21 protein-coding genes are annotated in these 21,630 nt (G+C 38.5%); 5 read left to right on the forward strand and 16 right to left on the reverse strand.

Features of this window, described 5'->3' with window-relative positions; genetic code table 11:
- Window positions 1-9: 9 nt before the first annotated feature.
- From Q0948_RS04465 to Q0948_RS04505, 9 genes are all read right to left on the reverse strand, one after another.
- The gene (locus Q0948_RS04465) at window positions 10-522 is read right to left on the reverse strand and encodes a GTP cyclohydrolase (RefSeq protein ID WP_298349132.1); all 513 of its coding nucleotides are present in this window, start codon (window positions 520-522) and stop codon (window positions 10-12) included.
- A gap of 21 nt (window positions 523-543) precedes the next feature.
- Window positions 544-1,125 (reverse strand): methyltransferase domain-containing protein, encoded by a 582-nt coding sequence (locus Q0948_RS04470; protein ID WP_298350204.1) that lies wholly within the window; start codon window positions 1,123-1,125, stop codon window positions 544-546.
- 127 nt (window positions 1,126-1,252) lie between these two features.
- Window positions 1,253-3,037, reverse strand: a complete 1,785-nt coding sequence (locus Q0948_RS04475) for a YfiR/HmsC family protein (protein ID WP_298349134.1) — start codon at window positions 3,035-3,037, stop codon at window positions 1,253-1,255.
- A 6-nt stretch (window positions 3,038-3,043) separates the two neighbouring features.
- On the reverse strand, window positions 3,044-5,746 hold the full coding sequence (locus Q0948_RS04480; RefSeq protein WP_298349137.1) for a TonB-dependent receptor: 2,703 nt from the start codon (window positions 5,744-5,746) through the stop codon (window positions 3,044-3,046).
- A 10-nt stretch (window positions 5,747-5,756) separates the two neighbouring features.
- On the reverse strand, window positions 5,757-6,137 hold the full coding sequence (locus Q0948_RS04485) for a response regulator (RefSeq protein WP_298349142.1): 381 nt from the start codon (window positions 6,135-6,137) through the stop codon (window positions 5,757-5,759).
- On the reverse strand, window positions 6,127-6,567 hold the full coding sequence (locus tag Q0948_RS04490) for a response regulator (protein WP_298349148.1): 441 nt from the start codon (window positions 6,565-6,567) through the stop codon (window positions 6,127-6,129). Before Q0948_RS04490 ends, Q0948_RS04485 begins: the two co-directional genes overlap by 11 nt.
- A 210-nt stretch (window positions 6,568-6,777) precedes the next feature.
- On the reverse strand, window positions 6,778-7,617 hold the full coding sequence (locus tag Q0948_RS04495; protein ID WP_298349152.1) for a cupin-like domain-containing protein: 840 nt from the start codon (window positions 7,615-7,617) through the stop codon (window positions 6,778-6,780).
- A 122-nt stretch (window positions 7,618-7,739) separates the two neighbouring features.
- Window positions 7,740-8,834, reverse strand: coding sequence for a biotin synthase BioB (bioB, locus tag Q0948_RS04500; protein ID WP_035334803.1), 1,095 nt, complete (start codon window positions 8,832-8,834; stop codon window positions 7,740-7,742).
- A 134-nt stretch (window positions 8,835-8,968) separates the two neighbouring features.
- The gene (locus Q0948_RS04505) at window positions 8,969-10,123 is read right to left on the reverse strand and encodes a beta-ketoacyl synthase N-terminal-like domain-containing protein (protein ID WP_035334804.1); all 1,155 of its coding nucleotides are present in this window, start codon (window positions 10,121-10,123) and stop codon (window positions 8,969-8,971) included.
- Window positions 10,124-10,256: 133 nt separating this feature from the next.
- On the opposite strand from Q0948_RS04505, the gene Q0948_RS04510 reads away from it, so the two are divergent.
- On the forward strand, window positions 10,257-10,700 hold the full coding sequence (locus Q0948_RS04510) for a cytochrome c oxidase assembly factor Coa1 family protein (protein WP_035334805.1): 444 nt from the start codon (window positions 10,257-10,259) through the stop codon (window positions 10,698-10,700).
- Here the strand turns inward: Q0948_RS04510 and bioA are convergent.
- The 3 genes from bioA to Q0948_RS04525 form a co-directional block, all read right to left on the reverse strand.
- A complete protein-coding gene (gene bioA / locus Q0948_RS04515; RefSeq protein ID WP_298349160.1) occupies window positions 10,697-11,962 on the reverse strand; it encodes an adenosylmethionine--8-amino-7-oxononanoate transaminase in 1,266 nt (421 codons plus the stop codon). The two genes, Q0948_RS04510 and bioA, sit on opposite strands and share 4 nt — an antisense overlap.
- Window positions 11,963-12,032: 70 nt before the next feature.
- Complete coding sequence (gene bioD, locus Q0948_RS04520; protein WP_298349162.1) at window positions 12,033-12,665, reverse strand: dethiobiotin synthase; 633 nt, start codon at window positions 12,663-12,665, stop codon at window positions 12,033-12,035.
- A 54-nt stretch (window positions 12,666-12,719) separates the two neighbouring features.
- On the reverse strand, window positions 12,720-13,904 hold the full coding sequence (locus tag Q0948_RS04525) for an aminotransferase class I/II-fold pyridoxal phosphate-dependent enzyme (RefSeq protein WP_298349165.1): 1,185 nt from the start codon (window positions 13,902-13,904) through the stop codon (window positions 12,720-12,722).
- Between the two features lie 85 nt (window positions 13,905-13,989).
- Here Q0948_RS04525 and Q0948_RS04530 point away from each other — a divergent pair, with 85 nt between their 5' ends.
- The 4 genes from Q0948_RS04530 (at window position 13,990) to Q0948_RS04545 (ending at window position 17,081) form a co-directional block, all read left to right on the forward strand.
- Window positions 13,990-15,762 (forward strand): PDZ domain-containing protein, encoded by a 1,773-nt coding sequence (locus Q0948_RS04530; RefSeq protein WP_298349168.1) that lies wholly within the window; start codon window positions 13,990-13,992, stop codon window positions 15,760-15,762.
- Window positions 15,763-15,914: 152 nt separating this feature from the next.
- The gene (locus tag Q0948_RS04535; protein WP_298349171.1) at window positions 15,915-16,388 is read left to right on the forward strand and encodes a DUF2975 domain-containing protein; all 474 of its coding nucleotides are present in this window, start codon (window positions 15,915-15,917) and stop codon (window positions 16,386-16,388) included.
- Window positions 16,389-16,397: 9 nt separating this feature from the next.
- On the forward strand, window positions 16,398-16,874 hold the full coding sequence (locus Q0948_RS04540) for a DUF2975 domain-containing protein (RefSeq protein ID WP_298349175.1): 477 nt from the start codon (window positions 16,398-16,400) through the stop codon (window positions 16,872-16,874).
- 3 nt (window positions 16,875-16,877) lie between these two features.
- Window positions 16,878-17,081 (forward strand): helix-turn-helix transcriptional regulator, encoded by a 204-nt coding sequence (locus Q0948_RS04545; protein WP_035334814.1) that lies wholly within the window; start codon window positions 16,878-16,880, stop codon window positions 17,079-17,081.
- 16 nt (window positions 17,082-17,097) lie between these two features.
- On the opposite strand, the gene Q0948_RS04550 is transcribed toward Q0948_RS04545, so the two are convergent.
- The 4 genes from Q0948_RS04550 to glmS all read right to left on the reverse strand — a co-directional run bounded on the left by Q0948_RS04550 (window position 17,098) and on the right by glmS (window position 21,623).
- Window positions 17,098-17,574 (reverse strand): hypothetical protein, encoded by a 477-nt coding sequence (locus Q0948_RS04550; protein WP_298349178.1) that lies wholly within the window; start codon window positions 17,572-17,574, stop codon window positions 17,098-17,100.
- Between the two features lie 70 nt (window positions 17,575-17,644).
- Complete coding sequence (locus Q0948_RS04555; RefSeq protein ID WP_035325900.1) at window positions 17,645-17,923, reverse strand: F0F1 ATP synthase subunit epsilon; 279 nt, start codon at window positions 17,921-17,923, stop codon at window positions 17,645-17,647.
- A 48-nt stretch (window positions 17,924-17,971) separates the two neighbouring features.
- The gene (gene atpD / locus Q0948_RS04560) at window positions 17,972-19,480 is read right to left on the reverse strand and encodes a F0F1 ATP synthase subunit beta (protein WP_035334816.1); all 1,509 of its coding nucleotides are present in this window, start codon (window positions 19,478-19,480) and stop codon (window positions 17,972-17,974) included.
- Window positions 19,481-19,775: 295 nt separating this feature from the next.
- The gene (gene glmS / locus Q0948_RS04565; RefSeq protein ID WP_298349190.1) at window positions 19,776-21,623 is read right to left on the reverse strand and encodes a glutamine--fructose-6-phosphate transaminase (isomerizing); all 1,848 of its coding nucleotides are present in this window, start codon (window positions 21,621-21,623) and stop codon (window positions 19,776-19,778) included.
- Window positions 21,624-21,630 lie beyond the last annotated feature (7 nt).

Raw genomic sequence — 21,630 nt, forward strand, 5'->3', positions numbered from 1 at the left:
GTACTCACATTACAACTCCGTAGGTTGAATACCAGTTACACGTATGCCGAGATCTGTGAGTGTTTTGGTTTTCTTTTCATTACCCGTAATCATCGTGATGGAATTTACCTCTAGATGCTTCAAAATCTTTGCTGCTGCCGAAAAGTCTCTATTGTCTTTATGAAAACCTACGGCCTCGTACGCATCTGCTTGAGGCATACCTTGTTTTTTGAGCGGTAATGTATTAAGGAGTGCATAATGACCATTTCCTTTTCCCTCTTGCTCTAGCCAGATTACAATGCCCTTTCCTGCTCGTTCTATAAGTTGCTGGGATATTCCCATTTGCTCACGGCAATCACACTCTATACTATTAAAATGGTGAGCAAAAATGCACGATGAATGCACCCTACAGAGCACATCTTCTTCTCCCGAAATATCTCCCATCACTAGCGCGTGAGACTCCTTGATACCGTCATAAAAGAGTATCTCTTTATAGGTGCCATATTTAGTTTTAATAGTTCCTTCGGCGAGTTGTACAATCATTGTGTTGTGGTATTTACTAGTTTACTTTTTTACCATTTTGATAAATAACTCCTTACCTGCACGAGCAGCTACTGAGTTATAGGCAGTCTCCATTTTTTGAATGTCAAAGTGTTCTGAAAACAAGCTTTCATATTCTGTAGTGCTTCCTCCGTATGGTGGTCCTTTCTCAGTAAGAGGGAAATTAAAAAGTAAACCTACCAGCTTCCCTTTAGCTCTAAGCAATGTATGCATATGTGCAACATAAGCAGGCCTCAAATCTGGCTGCAATGCGCAGAAAAACGTTTGCTCTAGGATTACATCAAACTGACCGTCATACGTAAAGAAATCTTCTTGTATGAGTTGCGAACTAGGAAAATCTGGCACTCGCTGTTTCAAATTTTCTAATGCTAGTTGAGAAAAGTCTACTACATACACATTTTTAAACCCCTGCTCCCAGCAGTACTGGGCCTCATAGCTATAACCGCCACCAGGGATTAAAATTTTAAGCTCCTTATTTTCTAATTGATCGAGGTAGGCTTTGATAGGTGGAGAGACCTCTTTTAGGTCCCAACCTGTACTTCCATCGGCATAGCGATTATTCCAATAGGTTGACGTGAGTTCCATCATTTAGGCTTTAGTTTTAAAACAACATCTAGTGCACAGCAATTTAAGTAAATTACTGGTAGCAAGTTTTAAATGTAGTTTGTGTTGCTTGTTGTTACGCTTTCGCGAAAGCGTAATCTAACCCTAATTATATACCGTAGGGTATTGTGAAGTAAAAGGTGGTCCCTTTACCAAGCTCTGAGTCTAGCCAAATGCTTCCCTTATGGATACTTACAATCTTTTTACAGTGTGCAAGACCAATACCGGTTCCCTCATACTCATCATTAGTATGTAGTCGCTGAAAGATGGAGAAAATGCGATCTTGATGTGCTTGATGTATACCGATACCATTATCTGAAAAAGAAAACTGCCACATACCTTGTGATGGGTTATCTACATTACTCACTTTTGTTGTGCTTATATTGAGAATGGGGCGCTTGTCTTCTGGGCAAAACTTGAGTGCATTTGTAATTAAGTTTTGGAACAACAAGCGCAGCTCTACTTCAGAACCAGATACCACTGGCAGTTGTGTATAATTTATAGTGGCACCTGTGCGTGTTACAAGTGATGTAATGTCTTTCTCTAAATCTTGCAGTACTTTATGAGTGTCAACCTGAGTAAAAACTCTTGTTTTACCTATTCTAGAATACTCAAGAAGCATATTTATAAGCTTAGCCATACGATCACTTGCTTCTTCTATAAATTCTAGACTCTGTAGACCCACCTCATCAAACTGTTCTCCATAATCTCCTCTTATGAGGCCTATGAAGCTTGAAATAGTATTAAGAGGTTCTTGTAAATCGTGACTGGCTATGTATGCAAATTGTTCTAGGTCTTCGTTTTTTTGACTCAGTTCTTCTTTTTGCTCAAGTATGGTTGTATTCTGTATGGTGAGTTGCTCTATAAGTTTCTTTTTTGTGCGGTAATTCTTGTAGAGTACAAAACCAGCAATAAGAAATAATAGTGCTATACCCGTTAAGAGCCAGTTTATGGTGGCTCTTAGATCTAACTCTGAAGATTGCTCGAGTAACACCTTTTTTTGATCACTTATATTTACTTTCTGAACCTCAATGCTGTCTTGCCTAGTCTCAATTTCTTTTGCACTATTTCTTAAAGTAACTTGCTGCTCGTCTAACTCTATAAGTTGGTTTTTAACTTTATCTTCAAGCTCTTCGGTAATCTCCTGAGTTTTCTCAATGGTTTTCTTTTGTTGCTTATCTGTCTCTTGTAATTCTTGTATGGAGCTATCTTTATATTTTACAATCTCTTGTATTGTGTCTATAATCTCATTTTGGCTCACTAGCTCTTGCTCTTGACGATTTATAAGTTCGTCCTTTTGCTTAGCATTTTTGAGAACCGCTTGAAGAGAATCTTGTGCTTCTTGAAATAGCGCTTGCCACTTTTCTGAACTAGCAATCGCATAAGACTGTAAGGAAGGAGCAATTATAAAATCGTTCTTGTTTAACAAACCTTCGTTAAGCTGGTGTCTAAAGGTATCACCCACGCTTACAATATTAATCATAGAAGAGTTAAACAGGTAATCTTCTGCAATAACTAGAATCCCTTTATTTTCCAGGGACTGTAAGATATAGGGCATCTGGTAGTTGTACTTTCTATTTACATAAAGTACGTCTACATCTTGAATATCTTTAATGGATAAAAAGTTTGACACAGAGACTTGCCTCTCTTGTATTTTTCTTTTTTGAGCCATAGCCCTAAGATCTATAAGAGTTCTATCTGGTCCTAATACGCCTATTTTAAAACGCTCATCTAGCTGCTCTGGCCAACTTACTTGCTGCGCAATATTAAATATATAAATAGCTCTTTGTACCCTTGAGACTTGACTGGTATTTTGCTGTGCACTCATAGAGGCTAGTGCCCCTAGAAAGAAGATGATTATTACTGATTTTAGAAAACTACCTCCTCTCATCATAAGTCACTACAGCTTGATAGCTACCTTTACAAAATAGTTTGCTCCTTGTACCCCAAACTGGCCAACCCTTCTACTATAAACAAAATTACCATTACCAGTATTTGAAGAGTGTGTATGTTTATCTGGATACACATTTAAGATATTGTTGCCACCTATAGCAGCTCTCACCCTTGAACTAAACTGATAGTCGACAGATAGATCTGTAATTATCTTGGGAGAAAATTTTTGATCTCTAGACTCTATGGTGCCCGTGAAGTCATTTACAACCCAGTTTTCTGGATTTGCATCTTCTGGATGAAAATATTCTACCGGTCCGAATAGTGTGTTATTAAGTTGTATTCTAAATTTTTGGATGTCATAAAAATTTCTAAAACTAAGTTTATAGCTAGGCTGCCCTTTTTCTAACCTTCCTATCTCTTCTCTATTAAAAATCACCTCCTCTGCTCCCTCAAAAGCCTCTGGAACTCTAATGTCGCTCCCTACTTTAGTATTGTTTACGTTGAAGCCTAGAGAACTTTCTATATTACCTAACCCTAGAGATTTTTTAAATACTACAGAGGCATCAAAACCTGATGTTTTTGTGTCTATAGCATTTGTAAAGAACTGAGCTGCTCCTACTCCAAAAGGATCAAGAATATTCTCATAACCCTCTGCAATTCTACCAGAAAGAACAATTCTATCTTTTATAGAAATATAATAGTAGTCCAGAGATACAGAAAGGTTTGCATTTATCTTACTACTTAAACCAGCACTGTAGTGATTAGACAGCTCTGGTCTTAATTTATCTACGTTAAAAGCTTGGGCAGTAAGTGCACTCTCGTTATTAAACGTACCCACTTGTACAATATCACCATCTATAAACTGAGTACTTATATTTTGAAAAAACACTTGATGTAGCGATGGGGCTCTAAAGCCTGTAGCAACACCACCTCTTATACTTGTGTTTTCATATACCTTATAACGTGAGGCTAGTTTCCATATAATTTGATTCCCGAAGTTGTTATAATTTTCATTTCTTGCTGCTCCTTGTACTAACCACTGGTCTGTCACATTTGCCTCTACGTCTACATAAAAAGAACTATTAGTTCTAAATTTATTGAGCTCATTGTCTGGTTGAATTCCTGGGAAAACCTGCGCTCCTGCTATTCGCGGTATTTCTTCTCCGTCTTGATTTATAAAAACGCTACCTCCATCTATATATGAGGCTTCTTCTCCCGCTCCTATCTGGTAATTTTCTACTCGAAGCTCTGCTCCAAAGGAAAAGTTAAGTCCAGAACGCCAGTCAAAAGATTTAGAAAGATCAATGTTTGATGTATTCTGACTGTATAAAAAGCCTCCAGCATAAAAAGTAGTGGGTGATGCTACCCCCATTGATGCATTGTTTGAATTATTTACCGTATAATCTAGAGAGTTTTTGCCTATAGAATGGCTAAAGTCTATAGTCCACTCACGCTTCACTCCTTTGATACCTAATGTAACCGCATCATCTTGAATATCTGTAAGTATTTGAGGTGAAAATCCATTAGGAAATAAATCTGTTATTACACGATCCTCATCTTTTGGAAATCTATAAAAACCAGCACTTTTACCTTCTCTATAATTTCTTCCTCCATTAAGATATACCTGAGCACTGTCTGACACTTTAATCTCACCATTAAAATGGATTGCAAGATTTTGGGTCTCTGCATTTCCTATTTGCATTACCTGCCTGTCTGAATAACCTGTTTGATTATAAAAATCATTCTGTTCAATGAGGTTAGCATCTTCTTCTGGGTTATCTACATAGACACTACCTGTATAATTACCTGCTCGGTTTGTAGCCTCTCTTTTTCGGTACTCCCCTGTTAGGTTCAAAAAGCCTTCTTCACCTATTTTCATCCCAAAATTTGCTCCCGCAAACTGAGTAAGACCATCGCCCTCTTGATTAATTTTCACCAAATTATCAAGTGTGATAGCATTAGTCTGTTTCTTTAATACGATATTGATTACTCCAGCAATAGCATCAGATCCATATTGTGAGGTAGCTCCGTCTCTAAGGATCTCTACTCTTTCAATAGCACTTACTGGTATGGCATTAAAATCTGTTCCCACAGCACCTCGACCTATCGTACCATTTACATTAAGTAGTGAGCTATTATGTCTCCTCTTACCGTTTATTAAAACAAGTACTTGATCTGTGCCTAGCCCCCTTAAAGTTGCAGGATCTATATGATCTGTACCATCTGCTATGGTTTGATGTGTTGAATGAAAAGATGGTGCTAGATAATGTAAAATTTGACTTAACTCTATTTGAGAAGAGTTTGTAATTTGCTGAGGCGAAATAATATCTACAGAGGCTGTGTTCTGAAATGAAGAGACTGGGTCTGATCTAGTACCGAGAGAAATAGGCTCATCTGCCGAAAAACCGGTTTCAAGTTTAAAATTTATCTCCTTTGTTTCTCCCGCCTTTACGACCACAGTACTGTACTGCACGTTATACATTACAAAACTTGCAGATAGAATGTATTCTCCTTCATCTACTTCAAAAGAAAATGCGCCATCAATGTCTGTTTTTGTAGATTTATTGTAGCCTTCTATAGACACAAGTGCCCCAGGAAGAACACCATAACTATCTGTTACAACACCCGCAATCTTTGCTCTAGTCTGACCAAAACTTAGCGCGCTTACAAAAATAAATAGTAAGAATAATAACTTGTTATACCGTGACATTACAGAATATTTAAACTAAAATCATATGATCAATTACCTCTTCTAGCATCTCTTGAGATAACATTTTTTTCTTAACACCTTTTACAAAAGGATAGCTTGCAAGTTTATCTTGTTCTGCTTGTCTAGGCATTGTTGCAAGCAGTAAGATTATAGGTGTTTGGTTTAATACTCTTTGCTGGTAATGTTCTAAAAATTGCCAGCCGTTCATCACAGGCATATTAATATCTAAAAAAATCACATCTGCAGTATAACCGCTATCAAGTATGCTGATAGCTTCTAGTCCATTACTAGCTAATTCTATCGAAGAAAATTTATTTGATCTCTCTAATACAACTTTGTTAAAATATGAAACAGGCTTACTGTCGTCTATTAATAAGGCTTTATACTTCAAAGTTGAGTTTATTTATTTCTTGTGACCTAAAAGAAGTGTCATTTACGGTTTTCAAAACACCGTCGAGTATGTTAAAAGAAAGTGGCTTATTTATGAAATCTCTCACTTTATAATTTACTATAGATTTCTTGACGTGCTCTGGATTTGATGAACTAGAAAGGATAATAACTTGAATGTCGCTTCTAAAATCAGCATTGAGTTGCTCATAGTGATCTAGAAACTCCCAGCCATTCATAGCGGGCATATTAATATCTAAAAATATGATGTCTGGCTTGACTTCTTCTCCAGATACAACTTGATCTAAAAATAACAAACCATCTTTTCCGCTCTGTACTGTTTTGACGTGTTCAAATTCCGAGTGGCCTACAACAACTCGTTCATTAAAAAAATTTACAGCTTTGTCGTCATCTATTAAGAGGACTCTTTTCATTATAGGGTATTCTAGGGGTTGGGTATGAAGCAAATATCAAAAAAACATTATTCCCAATACAACTTAGCTTGAAAAAATGAAAAATTATCGATATAATAGCTGTTATAATAGACAAAAAACACTTTCAATGTTAAGTCATTGTAATATGTTAGTGTTATTTTAAGATTTAGTATGACGCACAGCCATTTATAAAGAGATACAACACCACTTTTAGTTGTTCATTGCACGCTCATTTTTTTCATCTATCCACACCTGTCCTTTTCGGCGCCTCATAAAGTTATCATAGTGACGCATATAGAACACATTGTATAGTGCTTTCCTGAGGTTAGACATTTTTCGCGGAAGCGCACGTAAACTCATACTAAATCCAGGAGTTTCATATTTCATATAGTGCCAGTATCCTTCTGGCATATACAACGTCTCGCCGTGATTAAGATGGCAAATGAAACCTTTTGCCTTTTTAAGATTTGGAAACTTATCATAATCTGGATCATCAAAGTTGATATCCTCGCGGGTGATGAGAGAGTAAGGTACTTTGTAAAGATGTGGCGTCTCACTAGGAGGAAATAACACACATTGCTTTTTACCCTCAAAGTGAAAGTGTAAGATATTTGCCCAGTCTATATCGTGATGCATAAAGACTTTGCTCCCCTCTCCACCAAAAAACAGCATAGGTATTTGCTTGAGTAACCTTAAACCTATTTTTGGAAACTTAAAATCTTCTTTTAATGAAGGAACTTCTTTCATTAAGTTATACAGAAAAATGCGATAGTTAGTAGGCTCCTTTTTGAGTAAGTCTACATATGCACTCATACTCATTGTAGCGTGCGCCTGGTTAAAACCCTCGTCGTGTTTTACGGGTCTATCATCATAGAGCGGCACCTCCTTATCTCCAGCTATATCTTTTATATAGGCGAGGTTCCATTTATCATAAGCCTTCCAGTCATCTATAAGGTGCTCTATAACCACGGGTTTTTGCGGCTTTACGTAATCACGTAAAAATTCCTTTTTGGTTATAGTATGTACTCTTGTGATTTCTTGTAACTGCATATAAGATGACCTTAAATTATGTAAAGCTATAGTACCACAAAACACTAACTCCCAGAAGGGAGTTAGTGTTTTGTGGTATACTCTCGCGTATATCTACGATATTACTTCAAATATGGTTCTGCCTACTTAAGCGCTTTTCCGGCAAGTTTTGCCTCTTCGTTGCGCTCTATTTTGTGTCCTGGGCGTGACCATTTTGGTTTTTCTCCAAGTGATTCAAACTTAGAATCTACTGCTTCTACAGATTCTGGTTGTGCTTTTTTAACAAAAGGCTTTTGAGGAGTAAGACCTAATAGATCAAACATTTTCATATCCTCATTTACATCTGGATTAGGTGTAGTAAGTAGTTTATCACCAGCAAAGATGGAGTTTGCTCCTGCAAAGAAGCACATAGCCTGTCCTTCTCTACTCATCTCTGTTCTTCCTGCAGATAGTCTCACCTGCGTTTGTGGTAATACTATTCTTGTAGTTGCAACCATACGTATCATCTCCCAGATAGATATAGGATCTATATCTTCCATAGGTGTACCTGGTACTGCCACAAGTGCATTAATAGGTGTAGACTCTGGCTGTGGGTCAAGCTTTGCAAGTGCTGCAAGCATTCCTGCTCTATCTTCTACTGCTTCTCCCATACCTATGATTCCTCCAGAACATACGGTCACATTAGTTTTACGCACGTTAGAAATCGTATCTAGACGATCTTCAAAAGCTCTCGTAGAAATGACATCTTTATAATAATCTTCTGAGGTGTCAAGGTTGTGATTGTATGCATATAATCCAGCTTCTGCTAGACGCTCTGCTTGGTTTTCTGTCACCATACCTAAGGTACAGCACACTTCCATATCTAGCTTGTTTATGGTACGTACCATCTCTAGTACGTTATCAAATTCTGGTCCGTCTTTTACATTACGCCAGGCTGCTCCCATACATACGCGTGAACTTCCAGACGCCTTTGCGCGCAGTGCCTGTGCTTTTACTTGTTGTACAGACATAAGGTCATTACCTTCTATATCTGTATGGTATCTTGCCGCTTGCGGGCAGTACCCACAGTCTTCTGGACATCCACCAGTTTTTATAGATAAAAGGGTAGAAACTTGTACCGTATTTGGATCGTGATGCTCGCGATGGGTAGTTGCCGCTTCATATAAAAGCGTCATCATAGGTTTATTATAAATAGCGAGTATTTCCTCTTTGGTCCAGTTGTGTCTTATTTCTGTCATAACGTAAAAATATGAAATAGTCTTAAGCAAGTAAATGGCTATTACTAAGTTTTTAAAAAAATGTAGCCAGTACTGGTATAATTTTATGTGTTAAAAGTTCTTTTGGTACGCTTTCGCGAAAGCGTGATACTACCCTAAGCTTTCTCTACGATAATACTCACGGCATTACCTCCAAAACCTACAGCGTTTACAAGAATCTTGTTAAGAGCTTGATCTTTTGTTTTATCCTTGAGGTATGGAACACCTATAAAACGTTGCTCTTGCAGCATATTTATAGCGAGCTCTAAACTTAACAAACCACTTGCGCCAAAGGTGTGGCCTATTTTCCACTTGTTTGTAGTAAGCATAGGCAGCTCTTCACCAAAAACGGCTTTAACAGCGCCCATCTCAGAGGTATCGCCCTTAAGTGTACCTGGTGCGTGCATTACAATAGCATCTATCTCAGAAAGATCTGTTTTGCCCAGTGCCATTTTCATAGATTTCTGGAAGCAAAGACCCTCGTCAGATATAGACACCGCGTGGTCTAGCATCTCTGTAGCATATCCTACTGCAGTTACATAAGCAAGTGCATTTTTCTTTTTTCCTAACTCAAGACAAGCTACTGCTGCAGCTTCTCCTAGCACCATTGTGTTTTTCTTTTTAAAGAGGTTAAGTGCCATATTAGGATATGCACTCGTACCCTCTTCTGTAGGTGTGAGTTTCATTGCTCTTATTTGTGCAATGGTAAACGGTGTAAGAGCCGCCTCAGAACCTCCTACTAAGAATTTTTTTGCCATTCCAGATTGTAACCAAGCCACGCCATTTAATAAAGCGTGTAAAGCAGTACTACACGTTATAGAGTGCGATATGTCTGGTCCAGTAGACTTTAAATCGTTTGCTAGCCAAGATGAAATATTACCTAGCGTAGTAGATGGTGATGCCTGTGTAGGAACGATGTTTCGTTCTTTATACGTTTCAAAAAACTTTTCAAAAAGTTGTGTTGCACCTCTTGAAGAACCTACGTTTATACCAAAATCTCCATCTTTCCAGCCTGCTTGCGCTACAGCAATTCTACCTGCATAAAGAGCATATAGTACAGATGGATCAATTCTTAAATAGTTTTTATCTTCTCGACGTATAGCCTGAATAGCTTTTTGGCCCTCTGGTGTTAACCTTGCAGTAAATGCTTCTAGCTCTTCTTCCCAAGCAATTTTTGTAGTTGTTTCTTGGTATGCGTTCCACTGCTCTTCAGCATTTGAACCTAATGGAGAGATAGAACCTAGACCGGTTATAGCTATAGGAGTTTTCAAAGTATAAGTTTGTTTAAAATTGGATTTACAAAAGTACAATTTCGCGAAAGCGTACCCCATCTATTTTTGAGTTTTCTTAAAAAGAAGTGTAACTTTTACCTCACAACTGTTACCTATCTAAAAATCAATCACAATGGATAATCAAAATGAACTTATAGAGAAGCCTAGCTGGTGGAAACGCAACTGGAAATGGGCTGTACCCGTAGGAGGATGCCTCTCTATAGTCGTAATAGGAGTCATATTAATAGTAGGTGGCGTATTTGCTTTTGCAAATAAAATCAAAACAGCTTCTGGAAGTGATGAGGCACTGGCTCAAGTACAATCTAACCAAGAAGTGATTGCTGTACTAGGAGAACCCATAGAAAGTGACGGTTTTGGGAGTTTTAATATCTCTTTTAATAATGGAGAAAAAAGAACTAATGCGACAACACCCATAAAAGGCCCTAACGGAACTGGCGTCATACATATCATCACTAGTGGTGAGGATGATGAGAAAGTGTATGAGGTTTATAATGTCACTATAGATGACAGTGACCAAGTGATTGACCTAGCGCCACTACTGCTAGAAGATAACTAAAAATGATCTAGCGCTTCTTGTATTGCGCTATACACTTTGGCCAGCTCTTCATCTGTAATTACATAAGGCGGTAGCACATAAATGGTATTACCTAGCGGCCTAAGTGCTACACCTCGTTGCATAAAAAACTGGTAGAGCTCGTCACGTAGGTTGCCATAGCGTGCCATTTCTATAGTAAGATCTATGGCGATTACAACACCTTTTACTCGCACATTATTCACTTTATGATGTGCTTTTACCGTTTGTGCAAATGCCGTATGAGCATCGTTAATACGCTCTCTACTTTTTGTGATTTCTTCGGTTTGCAGCACTTCAATTCCTGCAATAGCCGCAGCGCAACCTACGGGATGCGCACTAAAGGTATGTGCGTGAAAAAATCCTTTATGTACTTCCTCACTTAAAAAGCCTTCAAAGATTTCTTGAGTACAACTCGTGATACTAAGCGGAAACATTCCCGCAGTAAGTGCCTTACTGAGACACATTATATCTGGCTTATTATCTAACTGGTCACAAGCAAAGACGGTTCCCGTTTTTCCAAAACCGGTCATAATCTCATCTGCAATGGTGAGTACATTTGCCTCACGGCATTTTTTTACAAGCGCATCAAGACCCGCAACCGAGTGGAACTTCATCCCAGCAGCACCTTGTACTAATGGCTCAAAAATAAAAGCTGCACATTTATTTGATGCAAGTATCCGCTCTAGCATAGCCATTACTTCGTCAAGGTTATCATCTTGCGGAGTTGGGATACGTTCTACTTTAAGTAAAAAATCTTCAAAAGGACCGTTATACGAACTCAAACCCGAGGCGCTCATTGCCCCAAAGGTATCGCCGTGAAAACCGTCTTCAAAAGCGATAAGCGTGTCTCTCTTATCGTCTTTGTTATGATAATACTGTAGTGACATTTTGATAGCCGCCTCTACTGCTGTAGAGCCGTTATCATTAAAAAACACCTTCTCTTGGTTTCCTGGTAAAATTTCTACCAACTTTTCGGCAAGGGTAACTGCTGGCGGATGCGTAAACCCGCTGAACATTACAAAATCCAACTGCTGCATTTGTTTATGCATCGCGCTAGTGATGTACTCATTACCGTGACCATACATTGCGGTATACCAAGATGCAATACCATCTATATACTCATTACCAGCATCATCATACATCACGGCCCCTTTTGCGCGTGTAATCACAATAGGATTTCTAGCCGTTTGATGCTGCGTGAGTGGATGCCAGAGGTGCTTGCTGTCTTTTTCTAGTATAGTCACAATTATAAGTTTAGTGCAAAGTTAGTTAAGGTAATAGCCTTCTTAGTTAGAAAAGATTTTAAAAAAAAGTCTAGAGGTTTATTACGCTTTCGCGAAAGCGCTCTGCATACTCTGCAATAACATTTTCATCAAAGTAGGGCTCTTCATCAATACGACCTATTACGGTTGCACCACTCATTTTCTTAATTATAGACTCTGTGGTAGGATGCTCATCTCCAGAAAATATGATACCACCTATCTCAAGATTACGTGCCTTGAGTAATTCAATAGTCATCAGTGTGTGATTGATACTTCCTAGGTAATGACGCGATACTACAATCACTTTATCTGTTGGCCTTATTACATCTGCAATGGTTTCGGTTTCATTTATAGGGACTAGTAAGCCGCCTGCACCCTCAATTACAAGTAAATTTGTAGTTTCTGGTCTTTTTATTTTATCTACGGTAACGGCTACATTATCTATAGCAGCAGCCGCGTGCGGACTCATAGGCGTCTGTAAAGCAAAACTGTTATCGTGATATTGCGATATTTCATTTTTAACTAATCGCTTGACTTTGTGAGTATCACTATTATCAAGGTCTCCAGCCTGTACTGGCTTCCAGTAATCTGCCTGTAAGGCCTCTGTAACAATGGCTGCAGCAACTGTCTTTCCTACATCTGTAGAAATCCCCGTAATGAAATATGTAGCTTGTTTATCTTTCATCCTATATTCTTTTGTAGTTCAACAAAGCTCTTTAATGACTGAGCTTGTTTAATGCTATAATTGGCTTTTTATTAATTCTAGAAGTTCAGTAACTTCATCTTTACTGTTATATGCGTGCAAACAAATACGCAGGCGCTCTTGACCTTGAGGCACTGTGGGCGATAAAATAGGCTTGACGTTAAAGTTGTTTTCTTTTAGCTTTCGCGAAAGCGTCTTTACCGCATCATTACCACGTATCACACCACAATGTATGGCAGAGTCACTATCTATAAAGAGCTCACCTAAAGCTAATCTTTGTACTTCGGCCTTAAAATGATTTATAAGTTTGCGCAAGTTCACAACCTCTGGCGCATCCTCATTTGTACGTTCTAATAATTGCTCATAAGCACTTAAAATAACGGCAAGTGAATGTGGAGGCAGCCCAGTAGTATAAATAAAAGACCGTGCAAAATTTACCAGATAGCTCCTTAAAGCCTCACTACCTAAAATCGCCGCTCCGTGTGCGCCCATCCCTTTACCAAAGGTGACAATGCGTGCAAAAACTTTATCTTCTAGATGTAGTTCTTGTACGAGTCCGGCGCCTTGAGGCCCCAGTACAGCGGTTGCGTGCGCTTCATCTATAATGAGGTGTATGCCATTTTTCATACAGATGTTTGCAATAGGAAGAAGGTCTGGCGTATCACCATCCATAGAAAAAACAGACTCAGTCACAAGGTATAGCTCGATGGCACCTTCTTGATCATCTAGGTGATGCATCTCTCGCAATCTAGAGACCAGCTTTTTTATACTGGCAATATCGTTATGCTTAAACTTATAGCCTCTAGCTGGGCTCATCTGTATGCCATCTCGTATACTAGCGTGTATATACTCATCGTAGAGTATAAGATCCCCGCGCTGCGGCACACTCTGAAAGAAGCCCACGTTTGCATCATACCCACTATTAAAAACAAGTGCGGAATCTGCTTTGTGAAAATCTGCTAGCATCTCCTCCGTGCGAGTGTATAGCTTGTGATTACCAGACAGTAATCTGCTCCCTGTGGCTCCATTTGCACTGAGCTGCTCTTCTTGCAATATAGCCTGAGCGCGTGCTGTAATTTTCTGGGCGATGCTACTATTACTAGAAAATCCTAAATAATCATTTGACGAGAAGTCAACGAGATTTGCTGGAGGCGTGAGCACTCGTAGTGCTTGCGTAGCTTTTCGAGCATCTAGTTTTTTCTGTAATTTTTTTGGTAACATATGGTAAAGATACTTCACCAATGTGACATTTTGTAGGGATAGAAGTGCCGTTAGTTTCTTACTTTTAAAATCTAAACTTTCCTTTATGAGATTACTTCTTATTGCATTGCTCTTAAGCTCCTTTTGTATCGCTCAAACTAATGAGTACAGCATCTCCTTTGAAAATGCTGTACATCACGAGGCTAGCATTGCTATCACCTTCCCAGAACTTAAACAGAAGACCGTTACCGTACGTATGAGTAGATCATCACCGGGACGTTATGCTATACACGAGTTTGCAAAAAATGTATTTGACTTTAAAGCAACAAATAGTAAAGGAGAAATACTACAGGCTACCAGACCAGATCCATACTCTTGGGAGATTAAAAATCACGATGGAGAAATAAACGTATTCTACACACTCTTTGCAAATAGGGCAGATGGTACGTACTCACAAATAGATGAGTCACACGCACACCTCAATATGCCTGCTACATTTATGTTTATGGAGGGAGAAGAGCATCGCCCTATCAAGATAGACTTTAATGTAAGGAAAGACTTAAACTGGAAAGTTGCTAGCCAACTCAAAAAAGTCTCACAAACAACATTTACAGCACCAGATTTACAATACTTTTTTGACAGCCCTACGGAGGTAAGTGATTACCAGTTGCGAGAGTTTATGGTAGATGGTAAAAACATACGCTTTGCATTGCATAGTGATGACAGTGCAGAAGATTTTGACGCCTACTGGAAAAAGGTAAAAGCCATTGTTCTTGCACAAAAAGAAGTGTTTGGAGAGTTGCCTGTCTATGATTTTGGCGAGTACACCTTCCTTGCCTGTTATGCTCCTCACGTATCTGGTGATGGGATGGAACACCGCAACAGTACGATACTTACCGATAGAGAATCACTAGCAGCTGGTGGTATGGAAGGCAATATAGGAACGGTTTCTCACGAGTTTTTTCACTCGTGGAATGTCGAGCGCATACGCCCAGCAGATCTCGAGCCCTTTGACTTTACAGCAGCAAATATGAGTGGATCCCTATGGTTTGCCGAAGGTTTTACAAGCTACTACACTAACTTAATTCTTGCTCGCGCAGGCGTTATCACCAGTGAAGATTATGTAAAAGGACTCAACCGAACGTTCAACTATGTATGGAACTCACCTGCCCGCGATTATTTTAACCCTATTGAGATGAGCTACCAAGCGCCTTTTGTAGATGCCGCGACCTCTGTAGATCCTGTAAATAGAAACAACACCTTTATCTCATACTACTCTTATGGAAGTGTGCTGGGTCTAGCGCTTGACCTCTCACTCCGCCAGCAAGGGCTTAATCTAGATGACTATTTTAAAGTGGTGTGGAATCAGTTTGGAAAAAAGGAGGTTTCATACAGTATTCAAGATCTTGAAAATGTGTTAGCTGGGTATGCGGGTGACGCTTTCGCGAAAGCGTTCTTCTCTCAATATATTTATGATAGTAAGATGCCAGATTATCAAAACCTATTTACAAATGCCGGTCTGAAAATCATACGAGACAAAAACAAGCCTTATCTAGGACTACGTGTAAACGCCTCTGAAAGCGGATTACGTATTGCTAGCCCAACTTCAAAAGACTCGCCTGCATATGATGCAAAGCTTAATAAAGGAGATCTTATAACTGCAATAGATGGAGCAGCGATAACGACTGTAGATGCCTATAATGCGCTAGTTAAAAAGCTCACTGTAGGTCAAACGATTGCAGTGACTTATAAACGTTTTGGTAACGAGGCAACCACAAATCTAACAGTAAGCGCAGATCCTACCTACACCATCGCTACCGATGAAAACGCAGGTAAAAAAGCTCGTAAGCTCAAAAAACACTGGCTACAAGAAAAGTAAAGCCCATCTTTCAAGGTTATATCCCCAGCACTAAAAGTAGTGCTGGGGATTTTTTATGTATGATTTTTAAATAAAATTATTGTTTTTCAATAATTTTTATATATTTGTTATTGTAAAACGATAATAAAATGAAAACTATTTAAATAAATCTGATGAATAAACTTAAAATACTTTTAACAATTACTGCAATAGGTATACTTCTACACGTTTTGCACTTTATCTCATTAATATATATGTGGGACTATTATACAGAATTGTACAAAGCGACAGAAGATAGAGTTGTATTTGGTAAGTATAACTTTATTATTGGGTATGTGAGCTCTGTTATTTTATTTATTGGGCTCTGTCTTAGCTTTAAATGTATTTATACAATTATTAAGCAAGGCTATTTCACAGAATTAGCTAGAAAATTAATGAGACTTGCAGGAAGCATTTTCCTATTCTCAGGAGTGATAACAAGTATTTTTGACATTATAAGAGTTGCTAATGGAATGAAAGAGTCTGTGGCAATCGAAATAATATTAGTTGATTTTTTACTCACTATTGTAGGACTCATAGTACTTATCATAGCAGATATGGCTCGAACGGGCTACCAACTCAAATCTGAAAATGATTTAACAATATAATTTTCTATTATGAAAAACATAAAACTACTTCTGGGCGTAATTGTAGGTTTACTTATTTTAAATCTAGCTAAGGTCATTTTCAACATCACTTTTTATAACTCCTTAGATGATCTTCTCAATGCAGATGGTGAAGGTCATTTACTCATCATAACTTACCTAGCAACTATCATTGTACTCTGTGCAGCTCACTTACTCGTCGCTAAGGGACTGTGGTTTATGATACAATATGGATACTTTAATTTGAGAAGTATAAAGGTGCTCAATTTTGGAGCTGTAGCCTTTATCGCATACGGTATTATTTCGCTTTGCTGGAGATTATATCTAATGAGCTATTTTAACCAAGCTGAAACTAACGAGGCTCCTCAAATGGTCATTAATGCCTTTGAGAATAGCTACACGATCATATTAGGACTCGCCATCATAACAATCACTACGGTATTAAAGGATGCACACGTCCTCAAATCTGAAAACGATCTAACCATATAACTTATGCCTATAACGATAAACTTAGACAAGGTGCTTGCAGATCGTGAGATGAAGAGCAAAGAACTCGCAGAAATCATAGGCATCACCACAGCAAACCTTTCTATACTCAAATCTGGTAAGGCAAAGGCAGTGCGCTTCTCTACGCTTGAGGCTATCTGTAAGGCCTTAGATTGTCAACCTGGTGATATACTGGAGTATTCTACATAAAAATAGCCTTAAAGGGCTAAAGCCATTTCGTATTATATGGGTCTGTACCCGCATCATAAACATCTAGTTCCAACTGTAGAGCTATACCACGAGCTACATCAAGTGCATCATCTAAGTCTTGATAATTAGAAAGGTTAAAATGTCGTTTTTCATCGTACCATAAATTGATCTCGTAGAAATCTTTAGAGTTAAGAAAAACGGCAACATAACTTAACTCTTCATATTGCACCCAATTGCCCCACTCAATAATGCCTATAGTAGACATATCTCTAAAGCGATGATTCTTAAAGTTAAATCGATAATATTTTGAGATAGAATATCGTAAACCAAACATAAAGCAAGTAGTACCAAAATAAGCATACCCTCCTACGTGTTTTAAATCTACAAAAGATTGATACAAACAAAACAAAGTCGCTGTATAACAAGTAGCCGCAATAATATTTTCAAGTAACGACCTTGAGCCTTGAGATATAACTACATCTTCTTTTATCATACGTTAATAATACAAAAAAGCCCAAATTCTCATAAGAATTTGGGCTTTTAATAATGTATGTTAATGCGCTTTAATCTGCTAGCACAATCACTTTATTGTTGTTCATCTCTACAGTACCACTAGCAATTACAAGTGACCACTTACCGTCTGGTGTTTTGGTAAATTTACCTTCTTGACCATCGGCTATAGTAGGATTTCCTTCAAATTTTACAGTACCTGCTACTAGTAAAGAAACAGTTGCTGCGTGATTATCTAACATTTGGTATTCACCATTAACACCTGGTACGGTAACCGATGATACTTCACCGCTTACTAGAGATGCCTCTGGAGTTACAATTTCTAAATGCATAGTTTATAATTTATAGTACGCTTTCGCGAAAGCGTAATTAAAAATCTCTTAAGCCTCTTGAAGCATTTTTTCTCCTGCTTCGATTGCCTCTTCGATAGTTCCTTTAAGGTTAAATGCTGCTTCTGGAAGGTGATCTAACTCTCCGTCCATAATCATATTAAATCCTTTGATAGTTTCTTTAATATCTACCAGTACTCCTGGGATACCTGTAAACTGCTCTGCTACGTGGAATGGCTGAGAAAGGAATCGTTGTACACGACGTGCACGTCCTACGGCCATTTTATCTTCTTCAGATAATTCTTCCATACCTAAGATGGCAATAATATCTTGAAGTTCTTTATAACGCTGTAAAAGCTCTTTTACGTTTTGTGCACACTCATAGTGCTCATTACCTAAGATATCTGCAGTAAGGATACGTGATGTAGAGTCTAGTGGATCTACCGCTGGGTAAATACCAAGCTCTGCAATCTTACGTGAAAGTACTGTAGTTGCATCAAGGTGAGCAAAGGTTGTTGCTGGTGCTGGATCGGTAAGGTCATCTGCAGGTACGTAAACCGCTTGTACAGATGTAATAGATCCTCTCTTTGTAGAAGTAATACGCTCTTGCATCGCACCCATCTCTGTTGCTAGTGTAGGCTGGTAACCTACGGCAGATGGCATACGTCCAAGAAGTGCAGATACTTCTGATCCTGCTTGAGTAAAACGGAAGATGTTATCTACGAAGAAAAGTACATCTTTTCCTTGTCCTTCTCCTGCTCCATCACGGAAATACTCAGCTATAGTAAGTCCAGAAAGTGCCACACGTGCACGTGCTCCTGGTGGTTCGTTCATTTGTCCGAATACGAAAGTTGCTTTTGAGTCTCTCATCGCAGTTTTATCTACTTTAGAAAGATCCCATCCACCTTCTTCCATAGAGTGCATAAAGTCATCTCCGTATTTGATAATACCAGACTCAAGCATCTCTCTTAAAAGGTCATTTCCTTCACGTGTACGCTCTCCTACTCCTGCAAATACAGAAAGACCACCGTGACCCTTTGCAATATTGTTAATCAACTCCTGGATAAGTACTGTTTTACCTACTCCTGCTCCTCCAAATAATCCAATCTTACCTCCTTTTGCATAAGGCTCAATAAGGTCGATTACTTTAATACCTGTAAAAAGTACTTCTGTAGATGTTGATAGGTCTTCAAATTTTGGTGCGCTACGGTGTATAGGTAAACCTGCATCTCCAGTTTTAGGAAGATCATCCATACCATCAATAGCATCACCTATTACATTAAATAGACGACCATAAATATCTGCCCCAATAGGCATTTGTATAGCAGATCCTGTTGCAACAGCATCCACCCCACGGCTTAATCCGTCTGTAGAGTCCATTGAGATTGTACGTACTGTATTCTCTCCAATGTGTGACTGTACTTCAAGAACTAATTTTGTTCCGTTTGAGTTTGTAACTTCTAGTGAATCGTAAATTTTAGGTAACTCAGTTCCGCTCTCAAAAGCGACATCTACTACTGGGCCTATAATTTGTGCAACTTTACCTGTAACTTGTGACATTAGTCTCTATATTAATGTTTAGCAAAATAATAGCGAAAAACTTGTCGTTTTTCGTCGTGCAAAGATACTGTTTAATTTTTTATGCAAAAGTGTAAAGTGTAAGTTTTTGAAGTGCTTTTTTTAGTGATGATTACGCTTTCGCGAAAGCGTACTAAAAACTAGGGGTTACGGTTATTACCCGTGACAATTTCTATGACAAAAACTTTTTAGCCCAACCAAAAAGTAGCGCATAAAAAAAGGATATTTTAAACTTGAGTTTAAAATATCCTTCTAAAAAATTCTAATTGTTTACTACCTACTCTACCGTAACAGACTTTGCAAGGTTACGTGGCTGGTCTACGTTTTTATCAAGCATCAAAGCGATGTGATAAGACAGTAATTGCAGCGGTATGGTTGCAAGTATAGGTGTGAGTGGCTCAAGTGTTTCTGGTATTTCGATAATGTGATCTGCAAGGCGTTTTACCTCTGTATCACCTTCTGTAACAATACCTATTATTTTACCACTACGTGCTTTAATCTCTTCAATATTACTTACCACTTTCTCATAATGGCCTTTTCTCATAGCGATTACAAAAACTGGCATCATCTCGTCAATAAGAGCGATAGGCCCGTGCTTCATCTCTGCAGCTGGGTATCCCTCTGCGTGTATGTATGAGATTTCTTTGAGCTTTAACGCTCCTTCTAGCGCTACTGGAAAGTTGTATCCACGACCTAGGTAAAGTGCATTAGGCGCATCTTTATATTGTGCTGCCACAAGCTCTGCCTGATCGTTACACTTAAGAGCTTTCTCTACCTTTCCAGGTATTCTCTCTAGTTCTTGAAGGTAACTTCTAAACTCTGACTCTGCCATCTTACCTGTAGCTTGCGCTAGCCTAAGTGCGATAAGCGTAAGAATGGTAATCTGTGTTGTAAATGCCTTTGTAGATGCAACCCCTATTTCTGGACCTGCGTGTGTATAAGCCCCAGCATCAGTTATTCTAGATATAGATGAACCTACTACGTTACAAATTCCAAATACAAATGCTCCTTGTTTTTTGGCAAGTTTAATAGCCGCCATTGTATCTGCTGTTTCTCCACTTTGTGAGATAGCAATTACCACATCATCTTTAAAGACAACCGGATTACGATATCTAAACTCTGAAGCATACTCAACCTCTACAGGAACGCGAGCAAATTCTTCAAAAATATACTCGGCCACAAGACCTGCGTGCCAAGAAGTACCACAGGCAATAATGATAATACGACGAGCGTTTTTAAACTTCTCGATATTATCATCAATACCTGCCATTTTTATAATACCTTCTTTTACAAGCATACGCCCACGGAAGGTATCTTTAATAGCTTGAGGCTGCTCATAAATTTCCTTAAGCATAAAGTGATCATAACCACCTTTTTCTATTTGCTCAAGATTAAGCTGAAGCTCCTCTATATACGGATCAACTAAAGAGTCATCTTTAATCTTACGTACTTTTAATTTTTTATGATTGCGTATTACCGCCATCTCACCATCTTTAAGATAGATGGTTTTCTTTGTATACTCGATAAAAGGAGTCGCATCTGATGCAATGAAAAACTCATCTTCTCCCACGCCAATCGCAAGCGGACTTCCTAATCTTGCCACAACAATCTCGTCTGGCTTCGTCTTATCAAATACTGCAATTGCATAAGCACCTATAGTTTGATTAAGCGCTATTTGCACAGCCTTACCAAGCTTTACACCTTCGTTTTTCTTGACATCCTCTATTAAGTTAACAAGAACTTCTGTATCAGTATCAGAATCAAAGGTATAGCCACGCTTAATAAGCTCTTGACGTAGCGGATCGTAGTTTTCAATAATACCATTATGTATTATTACTAAATCTCCAGAATTTGAAAAGTGAGGGTGAGAGTTAACATCGTTAGGCACTCCGTGAGTGGCCCATCTTGTATGACCTATTCCTATACCACCAGTTGTAGTAATATCTGCTTCGAGCTTAGCTCGTAAGTCTGCAACTTTTCCTTTTGTTTTAGAAAATTTAACGTCAGTTCCATCATATAGTGCTATACCTGCACTATCATAACCTCTGTATTCAAGCCTTTCTAAACCCTGTACTACTACAGGGTATGCTTCTCTATGACCTATGTAACCTACAATTCCGCACATATGTAAT

It is taken from the genome of uncultured Dokdonia sp. (assembly GCF_947496725.1).
In the GTDB taxonomy this organism is placed as follows: Bacteria; Bacteroidota; Bacteroidia; order Flavobacteriales; family Flavobacteriaceae; genus Dokdonia.

Bases quoted from the DNA above. Each gene is read 5' to 3' on its own strand.
- Q0948_RS04465 (WP_298349132.1), bottom strand. From the start codon at position 522: ATGATTGTACAACTCGCCGAAGGAACTATTAAAACTAAATATGGCACC.
- Q0948_RS04470 (WP_298350204.1), bottom strand. From the start codon at position 1,125: ATGGAACTCACGTCAACCTATTGGAATAATCGCTATGCCGATGGAAGT.
- Q0948_RS04475 (WP_298349134.1), bottom strand. From the start codon at position 3,037: ATGATGAGAGGAGGTAGTTTTCTAAAATCAGTAATAATCATCTTCTTT.
- Q0948_RS04480 (WP_298349137.1), bottom strand. From the start codon at position 5,746: ATGTCACGGTATAACAAGTTATTATTCTTACTATTTATTTTTGTAAGC.
- Q0948_RS04490 (WP_298349148.1), bottom strand. From the start codon at position 6,567: ATGAAAAGAGTCCTCTTAATAGATGACGACAAAGCTGTAAATTTTTTT.
- Q0948_RS04495 (WP_298349152.1), bottom strand. From the start codon at position 7,617: ATGCAGTTACAAGAAATCACAAGAGTACATACTATAACCAAAAAGGAA.
- bioB (WP_035334803.1), bottom strand. From the start codon at position 8,834: ATGACAGAAATAAGACACAACTGGACCAAAGAGGAAATACTCGCTATT.
- Q0948_RS04510 (WP_035334805.1), top strand. From the start codon at position 10,257: ATGGATAATCAAAATGAACTTATAGAGAAGCCTAGCTGGTGGAAACGC.
- bioD (WP_298349162.1), bottom strand. From the start codon at position 12,665: ATGAAAGATAAACAAGCTACATATTTCATTACGGGGATTTCTACAGAT.
- Q0948_RS04525 (WP_298349165.1), bottom strand. From the start codon at position 13,904: ATGTTACCAAAAAAATTACAGAAAAAACTAGATGCTCGAAAAGCTACG.
- Q0948_RS04530 (WP_298349168.1), top strand. From the start codon at position 13,990: ATGAGATTACTTCTTATTGCATTGCTCTTAAGCTCCTTTTGTATCGCT.
- Q0948_RS04535 (WP_298349171.1), top strand. From the start codon at position 15,915: ATGAATAAACTTAAAATACTTTTAACAATTACTGCAATAGGTATACTT.
- Q0948_RS04540 (WP_298349175.1), top strand. From the start codon at position 16,398: ATGAAAAACATAAAACTACTTCTGGGCGTAATTGTAGGTTTACTTATT.
- Q0948_RS04545 (WP_035334814.1), top strand. From the start codon at position 16,878: ATGCCTATAACGATAAACTTAGACAAGGTGCTTGCAGATCGTGAGATG.
- Q0948_RS04550 (WP_298349178.1), bottom strand. From the start codon at position 17,574: ATGATAAAAGAAGATGTAGTTATATCTCAAGGCTCAAGGTCGTTACTT.
- Q0948_RS04555 (WP_035325900.1), bottom strand. From the start codon at position 17,923: ATGCATTTAGAAATTGTAACTCCAGAGGCATCTCTAGTAAGCGGTGAA.
- atpD (WP_035334816.1), bottom strand. From the start codon at position 19,480: ATGTCACAAGTTACAGGTAAAGTTGCACAAATTATAGGCCCAGTAGTA.
- glmS (WP_298349190.1), bottom strand. From the start codon at position 21,623: ATGTGCGGAATTGTAGGTTACATAGGTCATAGAGAAGCATACCCTGTA.